This window comes from Ruegeria sp. AD6, from assembly GCF_056542325.1.
Genome location: NZ_JBQFZQ010000001.1, coordinates 188,225 through 205,037 on the forward strand (window position 1 = coordinate 188,225; position 16,813 = coordinate 205,037).

At 61.1% G+C, this 16,813-nt stretch carries 20 protein-coding genes; 12 read left to right on the top strand and 8 right to left on the bottom strand.

Annotated features, from left to right (window positions below; translation table 11 throughout):
• Nucleotides 1-43 precede the first annotated feature (43 nt).
• From ACR0KJ_RS00915 to ACR0KJ_RS00925, 3 genes are read left to right on the top strand one after another with little or no spacing between them, the layout of a single operon-like run.
• A complete protein-coding gene (locus ACR0KJ_RS00915) occupies nt 44-793 on the top strand; it encodes a biotin--[acetyl-CoA-carboxylase] ligase (RefSeq protein WP_170451912.1) in 750 nt (249 codons plus the stop codon).
• Between the two features lie 11 nt (nt 794-804).
• The gene (locus ACR0KJ_RS00920; RefSeq protein WP_170451910.1) at nt 805-1,584 is read left to right on the top strand and encodes a type III pantothenate kinase; all 780 of its coding nucleotides are present in this window, start codon (nt 805-807) and stop codon (nt 1,582-1,584) included.
• Nucleotides 1,581-3,248 (top strand): ribonuclease J, encoded by a 1,668-nt coding sequence (locus ACR0KJ_RS00925; protein WP_480625752.1) that lies wholly within the window; start codon nt 1,581-1,583, stop codon nt 3,246-3,248. Before ACR0KJ_RS00920 ends, ACR0KJ_RS00925 begins: the two co-directional genes overlap by 4 nt.
• A gap of 8 nt (nt 3,249-3,256) precedes the next feature.
• Here the strand turns inward: ACR0KJ_RS00925 and ACR0KJ_RS00930 are convergent, their stop codons facing one another.
• Nucleotides 3,257-3,958 carry an NUDIX hydrolase gene (locus ACR0KJ_RS00930; protein ID WP_170451906.1) on the bottom strand — a complete coding sequence of 234 codons (702 nt, stop codon included), beginning with the start codon at nt 3,956-3,958 and terminating at the stop codon, nt 3,257-3,259.
• Between the two features lie 25 nt (nt 3,959-3,983).
• Nucleotides 3,984-4,391 carry a DUF983 domain-containing protein gene (locus ACR0KJ_RS00935; RefSeq protein WP_480582104.1) on the bottom strand — a complete coding sequence of 136 codons (408 nt, stop codon included), beginning with the start codon at nt 4,389-4,391 and terminating at the stop codon, nt 3,984-3,986.
• Between the two features lie 199 nt (nt 4,392-4,590).
• On the opposite strand from ACR0KJ_RS00935, the gene ACR0KJ_RS00940 reads away from it, so the two are divergent.
• The 4 genes from ACR0KJ_RS00940 to ACR0KJ_RS00955 are packed head-to-tail and all read left to right on the top strand — an operon-like array spanning nt 4,591 to nt 6,495.
• Entirely contained in the window at nt 4,591-5,058 is a 468-nt protein-coding gene (locus ACR0KJ_RS00940; RefSeq protein ID WP_170451904.1) for an EF-hand domain-containing protein, read from the top strand.
• Nucleotides 5,059-5,064: 6 nt separating this feature from the next.
• Complete coding sequence (locus ACR0KJ_RS00945; protein WP_170621391.1) at nt 5,065-5,679, top strand: RNA polymerase sigma factor; 615 nt, start codon at nt 5,065-5,067, stop codon at nt 5,677-5,679.
• The gene (locus ACR0KJ_RS00950; RefSeq protein ID WP_170621394.1) at nt 5,672-6,025 is read left to right on the top strand and encodes a hypothetical protein; all 354 of its coding nucleotides are present in this window, start codon (nt 5,672-5,674) and stop codon (nt 6,023-6,025) included. Before ACR0KJ_RS00945 ends, ACR0KJ_RS00950 begins: the two co-directional genes overlap by 8 nt.
• A complete protein-coding gene (locus ACR0KJ_RS00955) occupies nt 6,022-6,495 on the top strand; it encodes a periplasmic heavy metal sensor (RefSeq protein ID WP_170621396.1) in 474 nt (157 codons plus the stop codon). The genes ACR0KJ_RS00950 and ACR0KJ_RS00955 overlap by 4 nt, the downstream gene beginning before the upstream one ends.
• A gap of 1 nt (nt 6,496) precedes the next feature.
• On the opposite strand, the gene ACR0KJ_RS00960 is transcribed toward ACR0KJ_RS00955, so the two are convergent.
• On the bottom strand, nt 6,497-7,897 hold the full coding sequence (locus tag ACR0KJ_RS00960) for a diguanylate cyclase (RefSeq protein ID WP_170451896.1): 1,401 nt from the start codon (nt 7,895-7,897) through the stop codon (nt 6,497-6,499).
• 88 nt (nt 7,898-7,985) lie between these two features.
• Here ACR0KJ_RS00960 and ACR0KJ_RS00965 point away from each other — a divergent pair, with 88 nt between their 5' ends.
• The 5 genes from ACR0KJ_RS00965 (at nt 7,986) to ACR0KJ_RS00985 (ending at nt 12,344) form a co-directional block, all read left to right on the top strand.
• A complete protein-coding gene (locus ACR0KJ_RS00965) occupies nt 7,986-8,267 on the top strand; it encodes a DUF3572 domain-containing protein (RefSeq protein ID WP_170451886.1) in 282 nt (93 codons plus the stop codon).
• A 23-nt stretch (nt 8,268-8,290) separates the two neighbouring features.
• On the top strand, nt 8,291-8,983 hold the full coding sequence (locus ACR0KJ_RS00970) for an HAD family hydrolase (protein ID WP_170451884.1): 693 nt from the start codon (nt 8,291-8,293) through the stop codon (nt 8,981-8,983).
• 118 nt (nt 8,984-9,101) lie between these two features.
• Nucleotides 9,102-10,661 carry a trimethylamine methyltransferase family protein gene (locus ACR0KJ_RS00975; RefSeq protein ID WP_170451882.1) on the top strand — a complete coding sequence of 520 codons (1,560 nt, stop codon included), beginning with the start codon at nt 9,102-9,104 and terminating at the stop codon, nt 10,659-10,661.
• Between the two features lie 106 nt (nt 10,662-10,767).
• Entirely contained in the window at nt 10,768-11,355 is a 588-nt protein-coding gene (locus tag ACR0KJ_RS00980; protein ID WP_170734391.1) for a heme NO-binding domain-containing protein, read from the top strand.
• Nucleotides 11,352-12,344, top strand: coding sequence for a diguanylate cyclase domain-containing protein (locus tag ACR0KJ_RS00985; protein ID WP_170451877.1), 993 nt, complete (start codon nt 11,352-11,354; stop codon nt 12,342-12,344). The genes ACR0KJ_RS00980 and ACR0KJ_RS00985 overlap by 4 nt, the downstream gene beginning before the upstream one ends.
• Before the next feature lie 11 nt (nt 12,345-12,355).
• On the opposite strand, the gene ACR0KJ_RS00990 is transcribed toward ACR0KJ_RS00985, so the two are convergent.
• Genes ACR0KJ_RS00990 through ACR0KJ_RS01010 form a run of 5 tightly spaced genes read right to left on the bottom strand, consistent with a single transcriptional unit; the run spans nt 12,356 to nt 16,810 of the window.
• A complete protein-coding gene (locus tag ACR0KJ_RS00990; protein WP_480625753.1) occupies nt 12,356-13,054 on the bottom strand; it encodes a CbiX/SirB N-terminal domain-containing protein in 699 nt (232 codons plus the stop codon).
• A 59-nt stretch (nt 13,055-13,113) separates the two neighbouring features.
• Complete coding sequence (locus ACR0KJ_RS00995; RefSeq protein ID WP_170451866.1) at nt 13,114-14,046, bottom strand: AEC family transporter; 933 nt, start codon at nt 14,044-14,046, stop codon at nt 13,114-13,116.
• A gap of 45 nt (nt 14,047-14,091) precedes the next feature.
• Nucleotides 14,092-14,889 (bottom strand): MBL fold metallo-hydrolase, encoded by a 798-nt coding sequence (locus tag ACR0KJ_RS01000; protein WP_170451864.1) that lies wholly within the window; start codon nt 14,887-14,889, stop codon nt 14,092-14,094.
• On the bottom strand, nt 14,886-15,692 hold the full coding sequence (locus ACR0KJ_RS01005; protein WP_480625754.1) for a TatD family hydrolase: 807 nt from the start codon (nt 15,690-15,692) through the stop codon (nt 14,886-14,888). Before ACR0KJ_RS01005 ends, ACR0KJ_RS01000 begins: the two co-directional genes overlap by 4 nt.
• A complete protein-coding gene (locus ACR0KJ_RS01010; protein ID WP_480625755.1) occupies nt 15,689-16,810 on the bottom strand; it encodes a DNA polymerase III subunit delta' in 1,122 nt (373 codons plus the stop codon). The genes ACR0KJ_RS01005 and ACR0KJ_RS01010 overlap by 4 nt, the downstream gene beginning before the upstream one ends.
• Nucleotides 16,811-16,813 lie beyond the last annotated feature (3 nt).

The following is a 16,813-nucleotide window of genomic DNA, read 5'->3' on the forward strand; positions in this document are numbered from 1 at the left end:
ACTGTGAAGGAGGGGCTCGGTCGCGCGACCGGGCCTTTTTGATATGACCAAATGGCCCCAAGGCTACGGCCTGCACGAAGTGCAGGAAGTTGATAGCACCCTGAACGAAGCGGCACGGATCGCCCCAAACGCCAGCGGTCCGGTGTGGATCATGGCGCATCACCAAACCGCAGCGCGCGGACGGCGCGGGCGGGCTTGGGCGAACCCCATGGGCAATCTGGCCGCGACCTTGCTGATGCGTCCGCAAGGTGCACCGGAACAATCGGCTTTGCGCAGCTTCGTCGCCGCGCTGGCCCTGTTTGATGCCTGTGTGGCTGTCACCGGGCGGGCGGACGGTCTGTCGCTGAAATGGCCCAATGATGTGCTGCTGAATGGCGGCAAGCTGGCGGGAATCCTGCTGGAAAGCACCGGGCAGGGGCGCGGCGTGGCCCATCTGGCCATCGGCATTGGCGTAAATCTGGCCTCGGCCCCCGACCCCGAGGCGGTGGAACCCGGTGCAATGCGCCCCGTCTCATTGCTGTCGGAAACCGGGGCCCATGTCACGCCCGAGGATTTCCTGACCGAACTCGCCGCCGCCTATGCCCGTTACGAGACGCAGTTTGTCACCTATGGGTTTGAGCCGATCCGCACCGCCTGGCTGGCCCGCGCGGCGCGTCTGGGCGAGGTCATCACCGCCCGTACCGGAACGTCAGAGACGGTCGGAACCTTCGAAACGGTGGACGCGGGGGGCAACCTTGTCCTAAACACCGCGAAAGGCCGCGTGAGCATTCCCGCGGCGGATGTGTATTTCTGAAAGGGGCGCAGATGCTTCTGGCCATCGATTGCGGCAACACGAACACCGTATTCTCGATCTGGGATGGCGAAACCTTCCTGTGCACGCTGCGCACGTCGACCCATCACTCGCGCACGGCGGACGCCTATTTCACATGGTATTCGACGCTGGTGAAACATTACGGCATCGAGGCCGAGATCACGGATGTGATTATCGCCTCGACCGTGCCGCGCGTGGTGTTCAACCTTCGTATATTTGCGGATCGGTTCTTTGGCTGCCGGCCATGGGTGGTGGGTAAACCCGATTGCCTGTTGCCTGTGACGCCCCGCGTGGATGAAGGCACCGTGCCTGGCCCGGATCGTCTGGCCAACGCGGTCGGGGCGTTTGACCGGCATGGCGGCAATGTGGTGGTGGTGGATTTCGGCACCGCAACCAATTTCGACGTCGTGGCCGCCGACGGCGCTTATGTCGGCGGCATCATTGCGCCGGGGGTGAACCTCAGCCTGGAGGCTTTGCATCAGGGCGCTGCGGCGTTGCCGCATATCGACATTACGCGGCCGGACAAAGTGATTGGCACGAATACGGTTGGCTGTATCCAGTCGGGCGTGTATTGGGGCTATTCCGGTCTGATCGAGGGGCTGATTGCCCGCATCAAGACCGAATACGGAATGCCGATGAAAGTCGTTGGAACCGGAGGGCTCGCACCCTTGTTCGATCAGGCCGACGTGGGGTTCGACGCAATCGAAGATGATCTGACGATGCACGGCCTGACCGTGATCCATCGCTATAACAAGGAAAATGGCTCGACATGAGCAGCGAAAGACTGATCTACCTGCCGCTGGGCGGGGCCGGTGAAATCGGCATGAATGCCTATGTGTATGGCTATGGTGAACCGGGCAAGGAACGCCTGATCCTCGTCGATCTGGGCGTGACGTTTCCCGATATGGATACCACGCCAGGGGTTGATCTGATCCACGCCGATATTTCATGGCTGCAGGACCGCGCCGACCGGCTTGAGGCGATCTTTGTCACCCACGCGCACGAAGATCACGTGGGCGCCGTGGCCCATTGTTACGAAGCACTTGGCGCGCCGGTCTATGCACGTGCTTTCACCGCCAATATCGCCCGCCGCAAGATGGACGAACATGGCCATCCCGAAGACGCCGTGCGCACCGCCTCGGCCTGGCCCGAGCAGGTCTCGGCTGGCCCGTTCACCGTGGGTTTCCTGCCGGTCTCGCATTCGATCCCCGAAAGCGCGGCCTTGGTGATCGACACGCCTGCGGGCCGGATCGTGCATTCGGGCGATTTCAAACTGGACGCAAACCCGGTTGTGGGGGAAGCGTTTGACCCGGACCTGTGGACCGAGGTTGCCAAATCGGGTGTCAAGGCGCTGGTCTGTGACAGCACCAATGTGTTTTCAGCCCATCCCGGACGATCGGAATCCGAAGTTGGGCCCGAGATCACAAAGCTGGTCGAAAGCGCCGAAGGTATGGTTGTGGCCACCACTTTTGCCTCGAACGTTGCGCGGGTGAAGACATTGGCAGAGGCCGGGCAGCGGGCCGGGCGTTCGGTTGTTTTGCTGGGCCGCGCCATGCGCCGGATGATCGAGGCGGCGACGGAAACCGGTATCCTGTCGGACTTCCCCAAGGTGATCAGCGCCGAAGAGGCGGTGGACCTGCCGCGCCAGAACCTGATGCTGATCGTGACCGGCAGTCAGGGCGAACGCCGCGCCGCCAGCGCGCAACTGGCACGCGGCAAGTATCGCGGGATCGAACTGAAAGAGGGCGATCTGTTCCTGTTCTCGTCGAAGACCATTCCCGGAAACGAGCGCGGCGTGATCTTCATCATGAACCAGCTTAGCGAAAAGGGCGTGGATGTGGTCGATGACAGCTCGGGGCTGTATCACGTCTCGGGCCACGCCAACCGGCCTGATCTTGAGAAGGTGCATGCGCTGACTGACCCTCAGATGGTCATCCCGATGCACGGCGAACACCGCCACCTGCGCGAACATGCGAAACTGGCCGAGGCTGGCGGGCGGACCGGTATCCTTGCGGTCAACGGCACCATGTTGGACCTGACCGGCAATGCGCCCAAGGTTGTGGATTATGTCGAGACCGGACGCACCTATCTGGACGGCACCGTCAAGATCGGCGCGCTGGACGGCATTGTCCGCGACCGTATTCGCATGGCGCTGAACGGGCATGTCACGGTCACAGTCATTCTGGATGAAGAGGACGAGCCGCTGGGCGAACCCTGGTGCGATATGATGGGCCTACCGGAAACCGGAACCTCGCGGGCCGCTTTGGTCGAGGTGCTGGAGGAAGACCTGAACCAGTTCCTGATGCGGGCCGAGGCCAAGACCCTGCGCGACGATGACAAGCTGGAAGAGGCGATGCGCCGGATCGTGCGTCAGACCGCCAAGACCGAGATCGGCAAGAAGCCCGAAGTTACCGTTGTGATCAGCCGGATGAAGTAAGCCCGGCGTCAGTCGGCATCCGGCATCGGGTATCCGCGCAGGCGCAGAAACAGGCTGGCCTCATCCTGGTTCTGGTAGAAGGGAACCGATGCCGGTGGCGTCGGATCGGTCACGCGCGCTGCGATTTCGGCCAGAACAACTTCGGTGATGAAGGGCAGGTCCAGATCACGGGCGCGGTCCAGCTGGACCCATTGCAGATGCGACAGCTCGTCCGAGGCGCGGCTGAAATCGTCCAGATCGCCCTGAATCTCATCCGCATCGACCAGAAAGAACCGCGCATCAAACCGGCGTGGGCGGCCGGGCGGCGTGACCGCGCGAAAAACGAACTGTAAGCCTTTGGCGGATGGCAGAAATCCCATGTCGGCAAATTCCGCCCAATCCTCGGGCACGGTCGCGGACCAAGTGCCGGGCTGCCCCAGAACCAGTCCGGTTTCTTCCCACAATTCGCGTATCGCAGCGGCGGCCAGCGCGGTTTGCAGATCGGGCGCGGATTGTTCGGCAAGCCGGTCTTGACACAAACCGGGCAGCGGCGTGGCCAAAGGAACACTCCCGTCCGACGGGTCAACCGCGCCGCCGGGGAAAACAAACTTGTTGGGCATGAACACGGCATTGGTGCCGCGTTGCCCCATCAGAATCGACGGATCCGTCAGGCGATTGCGCAAGACAATGACTGTCGCCGCGTCCCGTATTGCTGTTTTGTCGATGCTCATGCGTGGCCGGTTCCGATGGATGACCTCATGAGGCTTTCTCGAACCCGTTCATCCGGCGTGCCCATTGATAGGCCACCATGGCCCCCTTCAGGCGGGGCAGCAGGTACAGCGACAGCGCCACACAGGCAATGGAAAAGCCGATTGCCATGGTCCACGGATCCGGCCGCCAATGCACGTACGAGACGTGCAGCGCGGGGGCCAGCAAGTGCCCGACCACCAGAATCGTCAGGTATGCCGGGCCATCATCGGCGCGGTGATGAAACAGCTCCTGCCCGCAGTTCGGGCAGTGGTCGTTCACCTTCAGATAGCTGTGCAGCAGCTTGCCCTCACCACATTTGGGGCACCGGCCACGAAAGCCTTTGACCAAAGCAGGCCATGTCGGGCGCTCATCTTCGGTCGGGGTCTCGATCGTCTGGTCCATAATATAACTCATGCGCTCATCTTTGCCGGATATTGCGCCTTGTGTCCGCGAGTTTAAAGGGGGGTGCGTCGCTTTGTGCCGATGCGGGCAATGACGCGCCCAAGCCAAATATCAAAAAAAGTTTGACCTTTGCGACGGAAACCCCGGCGCGCCCCGTTTGAATGGATATGAGCAGCGGTGATGAGGCCGCGTCAAACAAGGGAAACCAACCATGAAAAACTCAACTTTCATCGCGGGTATCGTACTTGCAGCAGTCGCCATCACAGGCACATCGGTTCTGGCGGCGGGTCCCAAAGATCGTGAGCCCGTTTCGTTTCAGGAACTGGACGCAAACGGAGATGGGCAGATCACCAGGGACGAGATGACCGCCCATCGCAATGCGCGGTTCACGACGGCAGATACCGATGGCGACGGCCAATTGAGCGTTGAAGAAATGCAGGCGGCGGCCCAGAAACGGTCGGACGAGCGTATCACCAAGATGTTCGAAGAGCATGACGCCAACGCCGATGGCTTTCTGAGCCAGGATGAGTTGCCGAAACCACGCCGGGCTGACAAGATGTTTGACCGGATCGATGCAGATGACAGCGGCAGCATCTCGGAACAGGAATTTGCCGATGCAAAAGACAAAATGGGCCGGCATCACAAAAAGCGTCACAAGGCGGGCGCCGACAATAACTGATGCGGGATGGAGGATCTGACCTCCCATCCAGATACAGGTTGCGGCGGCGATGCCGCTGCAGCCGACCTTGGCGACGATGTGTTGCTGAGGCAGTTTGCTGATGGCGATGCCGGGGCCGCGCGGCTTTTGACCGACCGTCTGGGGCCGCGCAGCTATTCGGTGGCTTTGCGTATGCTGGGAAACCGGGCCGAGGCCGAAGACATCACGCAAGAGGCCATGATGCGGCTGTGGCAGATGGCACCGGACTGGGTGCCAGGGCAGGCCAAGGTCTCAACCTGGCTATACCGGGTGACGCTGAACCTGTGTGTGGATATGCGGCGCAAGAAACGGCCCGAGGCCTTGTCGGATGTACCCGAACCCGAGGACGATGGTGTCAGCGTGGTTGAACGCATGCAGCAAGAGGCGCGCAAGGATGCATTGCAGGCGGCCCTGTCACAATTGCCGGATCGGCAAAGACAGGCGGTTATCCTGCGCCATATCGAGGAATTGCCCAACCCCGAGATTGCCGGGATCATGGGGGTATCGGTAGAAGCGGTCGAAAGTCTGACCGCGCGGGGAAAACGCAGCCTGGCTGCCAATCTGGCCAGACGACGGGATGAACTGGGGTATGAAAATGGCTGATGATGACATGGAACTGGATGATCTGTTTGCCCAGGCAAGGGCGCAGCGCGACGACCTGCCGGATGGTCTGGCCGTACGCATTCAGACCGATGCCGAGGCGGTTCGCCTGCAACGTCTGAAAGCCCGGTCGCCGGTCGGCCCCCGACCATGGGTCCGTTTTCTAGAACAGATCGGCGGCTGGCAGGGGTTTGGTGGCCTGATCGCGGCCAGTGCCGCTGGTGTCTGGATCGGGTTTTCCGCACCTGCTTTTCTGCCCGACCCGGCCAGTTTGGTGACGTCGCAGGACACGTCTTATCTGATAGCGGATCTGGGCTTTGACACGAGTTTTCTGGAGGCCACGGAATGAGCGCGGAAACCAAACCAAAACGGCGTTGGATGCCGATTGTTCTGGCCCTCTCACTGGCCCTGAACCTGTTGATTGTCGGGATTGCTGCGGGGACGGTTCTTCGGTTGAAAGGCGGTGACCACGCCAAGGGCCCACCGGGTTTTGGCCCCGCCTTGTATCGCGCTTTGCCCAAAGACGACCGCAAATCCCTGCGCGGGGAATTGTCGGGGTTGCACCGGGAACGTTCAGGTAACCGGGCGCGGGATTTTGCAGCGATCAGCCAGGCATTGCGCGCGGTGCCGTTCGATCCGGCGGCTGTTGAGGTTCTGTTGCAGCAACAGGCACAGGAAACGGCCCAATTGCAAGCTGCGTTACAAACTCAATGGTTGGCGCGTGTCTCGGCGATGTCGGATGCAGAACGTCAGGGTTATGCCGACCGGCTGGAAGAGGTTGTTCAGCGTGGCCACCGCAAGCACCAGAAGCACGATTGATTCATGCCGCGCTTTGGCGGATCCGAACCTGATTGCGGCCTGCTCTTTTCGCGGCGTACAGCGCCTCGTCCGCTGATTTCATCAGCCTATCCACAGGCTCGGGCCGTGTATCTTGCGACGCATATCCGGGCGAGGCGTGTTTGAGGCCGATGCTGATCGTAACCGGGATCGGGTCCTGTGTGTCGGACAGGTGAAAGGGTTGTTGGCAAATACTGTCACACAGCGCCTCTGCCAGTTTGACGGCCCGTGCACGGGTCATGTTTGAGGCCCCGATCATGAACTCTTCACCGCCGATGCGGGCGACAAACCCGGTGTCCCCCAGAACCCGCTGCATCCGGGTCGCGGCCTGCGTCAGCACCATGTCGCCGCTGGCATGCCCAAAGCGGTCATTGATCGTTTTGAAATGGTCCAGATCGGCCAGCATGATCGCAAAGCCGCGCCCGGACCTCAGCGATTGGCGGGCGATCTGTTCCATCGCGTGCATACCGTAGCGCCGGTTGTGCAACCCGGTCAGCGGGTCGATCCACGAGTCGGCGATCCCGCGTTTCAGCGAGGCGCGCATCTGATCGATACGTGTTTTTCGGGCAAGCTGGTTTGCCAGTCGCAACTGGATTTCCTGCGGGCAGAAGCCGCCAAGGCAAACGGCATCCGCGCCGCGATCCAAAGCCTCGGACGCCATAGCGGCATTGGTGTCGTCCAGTACCCCGATCAGAACTGTGTGGCGCGTCGCGCTGCGAGATCTGAGGTCGGCGAGAATATTCAATCCGCTCGGGCTGGCATCCAATTCGATCACGACGGCGTCCGGGGTCGGGCCCGACAACAGCGCCTGCAGATTGGATTGCGTGTGCCAGCCGACAATGTGCCGTGTCTGATGGGACAGGGCCTTGTTCCATATCGCGCCGGTTCGGGGTGTCAGCGACAGAATATCGACGCGCGCTGGCTTGTGTGGGGTGAGAAATGCCGTGGCTTGTTCTGCGAATCCAATGGTCTGAGGCGTGTCGTTGACGTGAAGGTCCTGCGTGTCGGCCCGCGCCCGCAACAGGCTGCGAATGCGGGCCAGAAGCAGCGTATCCTTGAATGGATGGGTCATCACATCGTCCAGCCCATCCTCCAACGCGCGCAGGCGGGCGGCCTTGTCATTCTGAGGCGCAAGCGCCACCACGGGCACATCGCCCAGCTCGGGCTCGTTCAGGATAAGCTTTTTGACATCTGCGGCCGTCCCGTCCGGCAGGGTCTGCGCAGTCAGAACAAGATCGGGCCGTACCCGCCGCAGCAAGGCTCGCAGCCCCTTTAGCTTTTCCCCCTGCACCACGTGATACCATGCCGCCGTCAGCTGAACCTTCAGCATAATGCGGTTGGTTGATACCCCGTCGAGGACAAGGATGGTTCCCTGCACGGACATAGTCGCTCACCGTTGATTGCATGCGTCAACAAAGTGTTTATGAGTCTGGTTAACAAACCCTTTCCAAGACCGAATCCAGGGCCGGTTTATGTCACTTTCTGCCGATTCTGCCGAAACGCTTGCGCTGACCGCCCTTGGCTGGCTGGTCGGAAATGATGAGCTTTTGCCTGTATTTCTTGGCTCAACCGGCGCTGCGTCTCAGGATTTGCGGACCAATGCGGGCGACCCTGCCTTTTTGGCATCCGTTCTGGATTTCCTTCTGATGGATGATTCGTGGATCATCGCGTTTTGCGACGCGCATTCGGTCCCATATGCCCAACCCGCACAGGCCCGCGCGGTGCTGGCGGGCGGTGAAATGCACTGGACCTAACCCTATCTCAGCAGGAGCCTGCGATGCCCATTGATGCAATCGTCTTCGACAAGGACGGCACTCTGTTCGATTTCGCCAATACGTGGGGGGCATTCGGGCGGTCGCTGCTGACGCGTCTCGCCGGTTCCGATCAGACACGGGCGGCAGAGCTGGGCGCCGTCATCGGCTATGATCTTGAGCAGGATCGATATGCCGAAGACAGTATCGTCATCGCAGCCACGGTTGAAGAAATTGCCGAGCTTATGCTGCCTCATCTGGATGGGTACACGCTGGCCGAACTTATCGACCTGATCAATACCGAGGCTGCGGCGGCCACTCAGGCCCCCGCAGTGCCGTTGGAATCGTTTCTGGATGGTCTGCGGAAATCCGGCCTCAAACTTGGCGTTGCGACAAATGACAGCGAACACCCCGCGCTTCAGCACCTGGAGTCGGTGGGTATTCGTGACCATTTCGACTTTATCGCGGGGTATGACAGCGGCCATGGATATAAGCCCGGGCCGGGGCAGTTGCTGGCCTTTGCCGCGCATGTCGGCGTCGATCCGTCGCGTATTGCCATGGTGGGTGACAGCCTGCATGACCTGCAGGCCGGGCGCGCTGCCGGTATGGTGACTATTGGCGTTCTGACAGGCCTGGCCAAGGCCGAGGTACTGGCCCCTATGGCCGATGTGGTTCTGCCGGATATCGGGCATATTCCGGTCTGGCTGGCGCAGAACTGACCTCACCGACCCGAAATTCGGCATATCGGGATAAGAAACCGACATTTTCTGTCGCAGACAGAGCGGCTGTTGGACGGTCTTCAAGGCTTGCTTGGTATAAGCAAAGCAGGAGGGGACGATGGCCGACACCAGTACTCGCAAACGGCGCGGCGGCGGCCGCGCCGGGGCCGCCGCCCGACGCGGAAGCGCCGTCATCGATCAGATGCCATGGAACCCGCCGGTCAACACCGACCGACCGACCGAACCGCTGGGCCCCGAAGGGATCGAGGCGATCCATGATGGCGCGATGCGTATTCTGGAAGAGATCGGTATCGAGTTCTACAATGACGAAGCCGTTGAGATCCTGCGCGAGGCCGGGTGCACGATAGAAGGCGACAACGTTCGGATGGGCCGCGACTTCGTGATGGAGATGGTGGCCAAGGCCCCCAGCAGTTTCACGATCACCCCCCGAAATCCTGAACGCACGATTGAAATCGGCGGCAAGAATATGGTGTTCGGGAACGTCTCGTCTCCACCGAATTACTGGGACATGGAGATCGGCAAGAAGGTTCCCGGCAACCGCCAGATGTGTCGCAACCTTCTGAAACTGACGCAATATTTCAACTGCATCCACTTTGCCGGGGGCTATCCGGTCGAACCCGTGGATCTGCATGCCAGCGTCCGGCATCTGGATGTGCTGTATGACAAGCTGACACTGACGGATAAGGCCATGCACGCCTATTCGCTGGGCAAAGAGCGGGTCGAAGACGTGATGGAGATGGTGCGGATCGCAAGTGGCCTGAGCCACGACGAATTTGACGCCAGCCCAAGGATGTATACCAACATAAACTCGACCTCGCCTCTGAAACACGACTATCCGATGATCGACGGTTGCCTGCGTCTGGCCCGGCGGGGGCAGGCGATTGTGGTGACGCCGTTCACGCTTGCGGGTGCGATGGCACCGGTGACGATGGCGGGCGCGGTGGCGCAGTCGCTGGCCGAGGCGCTTTGTGCAATCGCGCTGTTCCAATATGTCCGCCCCGGCACGCCCTGCGCAATCGGGACGTTTACGTCAAATGTCGACATGAAAACCGGCGCTCCGGCCTTTGGAACGCCGGAATACATGCGCTCGACCCAGATGACCGGGCAGATGGCGCGGTTCTATAATCTGCCGATGCGATCCTCGGGCGTTTGCGCAGCGAATGTACCGGACGGGCAATCGGTTTGGGAGACGTCAAACTCGCTTTGGGCGGCGGTCCAGTCGGGCACGAACATGGTGTATCATGCGGCTGGCTGGCTGGAAGGTGGCCTGATCGCAAGCCCTGAGAAATTCATCATGGATTGCGAGGTTCTTCAGCAAATTCAACGCTATATGGACCCTGAAATTGTCGCGACCGGCCCGGATGAGATCGCCGTGGACGCTATCCGTTCGGTCGGGAATGACGGCCATTTCTTTGGCATTCAGCACACACAGGATCGGTACACCACGGCGTTTTATCAACCCTTCCTAAGCGACTGGAAAAACTATGAAGGTTGGGAGGTCGCAGGCGGCATCTGGACAGCCGAACGGGCGCATCACATGTTCAAAGAGATCATCACCAGCTTTGAGCCTCCGGCGATGGACGACGGAATTCGCGAGGAACTGGCCGAATTTGTTGATCGTCGCAAAGCGGAAGGCGGGGCACCCACGGATTTTTGACCTTAGACCGTCTTGCTTGGCCGGATTCTCGGCAAATCGGGCAGATTTTGGCTATTTGTTAAGGATTGTCAGACCACAGTAGGGTGAAACCAATCTGGGGCACCCTATGCATGGTCTGATCAATCGGGCGATCCAATCCTTTGTCTGTGCGACTTATGGTCAATCGTGCTGGCTGCGCGTGACCGAGGCGACGGGGCTGGGGTTTCACGAGTTCGAGCCCATGTTGATCTATGGCGAAGACGTGCTGGCGCAGGTTCTTGACGCGTTGAGCCACGATCTGGGGCGTCCGCAGCCCGAAATACTCGAAGACGTCGGCACCTATCTGGTCTCGCATCCCAATATGGAGGGTTTGCGACGGCTGCTGAGGTTTGGCGGCGTCAGCTATGTCGAGTTCCTGCATTCGCTGGACGATCTTGCGGATCGCGTCCGCCTGGCCGTGTCGGACCTGACCTTGCCAGCCTTGGAGTTGCGGGAACGTTCTGCGACCGAATATCAGTTGCTGTGTTATTCGGGGTTGCCGGGTTATTCCAGCGTAATGGTCGGGGTCCTGCGGGCCATGGCCGACGATTATGGTGCGCTGGTGATGCTGTCGCATGAGGGGCAACAGGACACGGCCGAGGTTATCTCAATCATGTTGGTGGAAAGCGCCTTCGCGGAAGGGCGGCATTTCGATTTGGGGGCGCGAAACGGATGACAGAACCCGAGGATCTGGCACATCTGCTGGAAACCCTGTGCCCGATGTTTCTGCTGCTGGATGAAGGCGGGAGAATCGAACGGGCCGGGCCTACCCTGCAAAAGCTGCGCCCGGACATGCCTCTGATCGGAAAAAGTTTTTTGGACGTGTTCCAACTGATCCGCCCGCGCACCGTCACCACCATTCCGGCGCTGATGTCCATGGCCGGGGCGAAGCTGCATCTGAAGTTTCTTGATGAACCCCGAACCGCCCTGAAAGGGCTTGTTGCGCCGTTACCGAATGGGCGCGGGGCGGTGATCAACCTGTCATTTGGCATCTCGATCCTGGACGCGGTGCGGGATTACGCCCTGACCAGTGCCGATTTTTCGGGCACCGATCTGGCCATCGAACTTCTGTATCTGGTCGAGGCGAAATCCGCCGCGATGGAGGCATCGCGGTCCCTGAACCTGCGGTTGCAGGGCGCGATGCTGGCCGCCGAGGAGCAAGCCTATACCGACACCTTGACCGGCCTGAAAAACCGCCGCGCGATGGATCATATGCTGGGGCATCTGGTATCAGCCAACGCGTCGTTTGCGCTGATGCATCTGGATCTGGACTATTTCAAAGCCGTGAATGACCGATTGGGTCACGCCGCCGGGGACTATGTATTGCAGCAAGCCGCCCAGATCATGGTCGAGGAAACGCGGGGCGACGACACCGTTGCGCGTGTCGGCGGCGATGAGTTTGTGATTATTTTCAAGGGCCTGACCCGAGAGGATGTGTTGGCCTCCATCGCCGCGCGCCTGATCGCGCGATTGAATGAGCCGATGATGTTTCAACAACAGCCCTGCCGTATTTCCGCAAGCATCGGAACGGCGATCTCCACCCAGTTCGATGCGCCCAAAGCGGCAGAGATTCTTCATGCCGCCGATCTGGCGCTGTATCAGGCCAAGCGGGAAGGGCGATCCTGCCATCGACTGTACTCAACGCTGTTGCAAGCGCAGTCGTGAGTTGACCCTTGTCAGGCGGCCTCGAAGGCGGCGCTCAGTTTCCGGGCGATCTGGAGTTGTATGGGCGGAAGCTCTCCGACCACGGGCAACAGCTGCCCTTGGAACCCGGCGCGGTCCAGTTCTTGCGGGACGTCTTCCAACACGTGCCCGCCTGTGCAGGCAAAGAAGGGCAGGCATATGGATTTCTGACCCACGCTGCTCGCTGCATAGGCAATTGAAGGGGGTTCCTCAACAAAGCCCACGTGAATTGATTTGAAGGCAAGAATCTCACCCAGTGTCTTTGCAAAATCCTGCGTCACGATCGCAGGATTGCGGCTGCGCCCCGATCCGTGGGCGGCGATCACCAGATCTGTTTTTGACGCCAGCCATTGGTTCGCGACCAACGCATCCTGCAGGGCCGAGGCCGCCAGATTGGCCAATTCCGGGTCAACGCCCAACGGGTCCAGAATCTGCAGGCCACGATTTCCGACACGTTTCGGCAGGGCGCTGGTGACGAACCAGCCCTTGGCCATGAACAAAGGGTAAATCACTGCGTTACCGGGCAGGCTATCCATCATGGCCTCAAGCGATCCGGGGGCCGCGAGGGTGGCAGAGTGCACCGATACACCGGTCGCCACGGCGTCTACCTGCGCGGCAAACCGCGACAAAGAGGCCTCGGCCGGATCGGGATCCGAGGGTTGACCATGGGCGACAATAATGGCGTGCGGCATATACGGCTCCTGTTCTTGGGCGATAGCTGTGTCGCCGGGCCTGCAAGTCAAGACAGGTGTTAGCCCAAAACGGCCAGCCAAAGCCAGACGGTCAGAATCGAAACGCCTGTTCCGATCAGAACGGATGAGGCGGCGACCCGTTTGGCGCGGCCATACATATTGGCAAAGATATAGGCATTGAAACCCGGTGCCATGGCCGCGTTCAAAACGCCCGAGCGGAACAGGTCCTGCGGCAGTCCGGTGGATTTGCCGAAGATCCAGACAAGGCTTGGGTGCAGCATCAGTGAGATGCAGCACACATAGGCAATCGTGCGCAGATCACCCTCGGGCTTGTATTTGACCAGCACGCCGCCCAGTGCGAACAGGGCTCCGGGCAAGGCCGCGCGGGTCACAAGGCCAAGCGCTTCATCGACCACGCGGGGAATGACAAGGCCCGAGAGGTTGACGACAAACCCAAGCGCAATGCCCAGGATCAAAGCGTTCTTGAACATCGCAGACAGGACCGAGCGTGCCATCCGCGCGCCGCCATGGCCGCGATTTCGGACGATCTCCATCACCGTGATGCCGACGCCATAGCAGAAGGGCGAATGGAACGCGATGATCGCGTAGTTTCCGGTCAGGTTTTCAGGCCCATAGGCACGCTCGGTTATCGGCAGGCCCAGCAGGACTGAGTTCGAAAACAGGCAGCAAAAGCCGATGGCGACGCAGTCTTCCCACTCGCGCCCAAAGATCAGCCGCGCGCCGAACAGTCCGGCGGTGAAACACAGCGCAGCGGCAGAATAGAAGCTGGCCAACAGGCGCGGATCGAAACTGGCGCTGAGGTCCAGATGCGCGATGGCCAGAAACAGCAGGCAGGGGATGGCGAAGCCCTGCGTGAATTTCATCAGACCATCGACATGCACTTCTTTGAAATAGCCCGACCGCGTCGCGGCATAGCCCGCACCGATGACCAGAAAGACCGGCAGGATGACGTCAATCAGGCTTTGAAGCATATCGCCCCCCGGCCTGGCGGTATCCGGATTGCGCGGGGCAGGGCCTTACAGCGCCTGATGGATCACCATCCCGTCATAGGCGGGGGTGATGTGGTCGGCGGTCTCGGCCTCGACGGTCGCATAGTCAAGATCGATATGCATATTGGTCAGTACCGCCTGTTTCGGTTGCAGCTTTTCAATCCAGCCCAGCGTCTTTTCCAGATGCGCATGGGTCGGGTGCGGCGTGCGGCGCAGGGCGTCGATGACAAGGCAATCCAGCCCCTCCATCGCAGGCCACGCGTCGTCGTAGACCTCGGCCACGTCGGGAAGGTAGGCAAGGTTGCCCATGCGAAATCCCAGCGCGTCGATCGAGCCGTGATTGACCTTGAACGGTTGAAAGGGGATCGGGCCACCGGGTCCGTCAACTTCGAAAGCGCCGTCAATGGATTTCAGATCCAGAATCGGAGGGTAGGGTGAGCCTTCGGGTTGGATAAACGCATATCCAAACCGCCCAAGCAGTGCGTTCTGCGTATCGCCATCAGCCCAGACCGGCACGCGGGATTTCATGTTGAAGACAATCATCCTCAGATCGTCGATGCCATGCACGTGGTCAGCGTGAGAGTGGGTATAGACCACCCCGTCCAACCGACCGGTGCCGGTATCCAGCAACTGGCTGCGCATGTCCGGCGTTGTGTCGATCAGGACCGATGTGGTGCCATCTGGCCCGTCCCGCTCCACCAGCATCGAGCAGCGGCGGCGGATATTGCGCGGGTTCGTTGGGTCGCAGTCACCCCATTGCCCGCCAAGGCGCGGCACGCCGCCAGAGGACCCGCAGCCCAGAATGGTGCACCGCAGCTGGTTCATGCAGCGGCCTTGTACAAAGCGGCCTTCGAGAACAGGCGGTCGAAATTGGCCTGCGTTTGCGCGGCGAATACGGCGTAATCCATGCCGAACACCTCGGCCCCTTTGCGGGCGGTGTGCGCAGTATAGGCAGGCTCATTGTGTTTGCCGCGATAGGGCGGCGGGGCCAGATAGGGCGCGTCGGTTTCGACCAGAATGCGGTCCACGGGCGCGGCGGCGAAGATGTCGCGCAACCCCTGACTTTTGGGGAAGGCAGCTATGCCGGACATGGACAGGTAGAACCCCAAATCCAGAGCAGCCTTGGCCAGCTCGGCGGAGGACGAGAAGCAATGCATGACGCAGGAATAGGGCGCGTTGCGGTATTCCTCGGCCAGAATGCGGGCCATGTCGTCATCGGCGGCGCGGGCGTGGATGATCAGGGGCAGGCCGGTGCGCTGGGCGGCTTCGATATGGATGCGCAGCGATTGTTTCTGCACCTCGGCGCTGTCGGCGGTGTAATGGTAATCCAGTCCGGATTCACCGATGCCCACGAATTTCGGGTGTTGCGCCAAAGCGACCAGCTCATCGACCGTTGCCATTGGCTCGTCTGCGGCACTCATCGGGTGGGTGCCCGCGGCGTAGAAAACCGGAGCGTGGGCCTCGGCGATGGCGCGGACGGAAGGCTCGTTGCGCAAACGGGTGCAGATCGTGACCATGCGGGTCACGCCTGCCTCGGCGGCGTTGGCGATGATCTGGTCCAGTTGCCCCTCGAAATCGGGGAAGTCCAGATGGCAATGGCTGTCGGTGATTTGGGGGGTGTCGCTCATCTGCTCTGACCGGCGGTTTCCTGTATCTTGAACACCGTATCTAGAACCAAAGCGGCAGGGTCAAGGTTCACCGCCTGACCATGGCGTGCACGGGCTGTGATTGTAGCGGCAACCTCGGCCCAGCGCCGCGCCTGATCGGGCGAGGCCGACAGGCGCGCGAGCGTTGCGGCCTCGTTCGGGGCGGCTTCGGGCGCGGGTGGGGTGCCGGTGGCGCCGGTCAAGGCAAGGCGGGACAGGGCGACGTCAATCAAAGTCAGCAGCAATTCGAACCGCTCTGCTGCGCCGCGCTGGGCGGCGGCTTCGGCAAGTGCCAGCGCGCGTTGGCGATCCATGCGGGGCAGGGTGCCAAGAATGGCGATCAGTTCGGCGTAAATCTCCAACCCGCCCAGATTGATCAGGCGCACCGCATCACCGACCGACCCGGCAGCCAGCGCGGCCAGATGATCCGGCTGCGCAGGCAGTTCTGCCCCGGTCTGCGCCAATGCGGCCTGCATGTCCTCGGGCCCCAGCGGCGACAAGCGCAGGGTCCGACAGCGCGACCGTATCGTCGGCAACAGGCGCGAGGGTTGGTGCGAGATCAGAAGCAGCGTGGTTCGCGCGGGCGGTTCCTCAAGCATTTTCAACAGCGCATTTGCGGCACTGACATTCATCTCATCTGCTGAATCCACGATGACCACACGCCGACCGCCATCCGCCGAGGACAGGCCGAAGAACTTGCCCAGCTTACGAATGTCATCCACCACAATCTCACCGCGCAACCGCCCCTGATCGTTTAGCGAGCGTGTGATGGCCGCCAAACCGGGCTCTGCCCCCGCCATGATACGGTGCAAGACCGGCTGATCCGGATCAATATCCAGTGTTTCAGGGGGCGGAGGCGCGCCAAAAAGCCCACCGTCATCAGCAGGGGGCGTTGCCAGCAGGAACCGCGCGATCCGCCAGGCCAACGTCGCCTTCCCAACCCCGCGGGGGCCGGTCAGAAGCCAGCCGTGATGCAGCCGGTCCGAGGTGTAGGCGGTCAGAAACGCCTGTTCCGCCGCGTCCTGCCCGAACAGGCGGGCGGTTTCACGCGGATGCGGCGCGCCGGGCGCCTGATCTGGGGTTGGGGTGTCGTCGCTCATCGT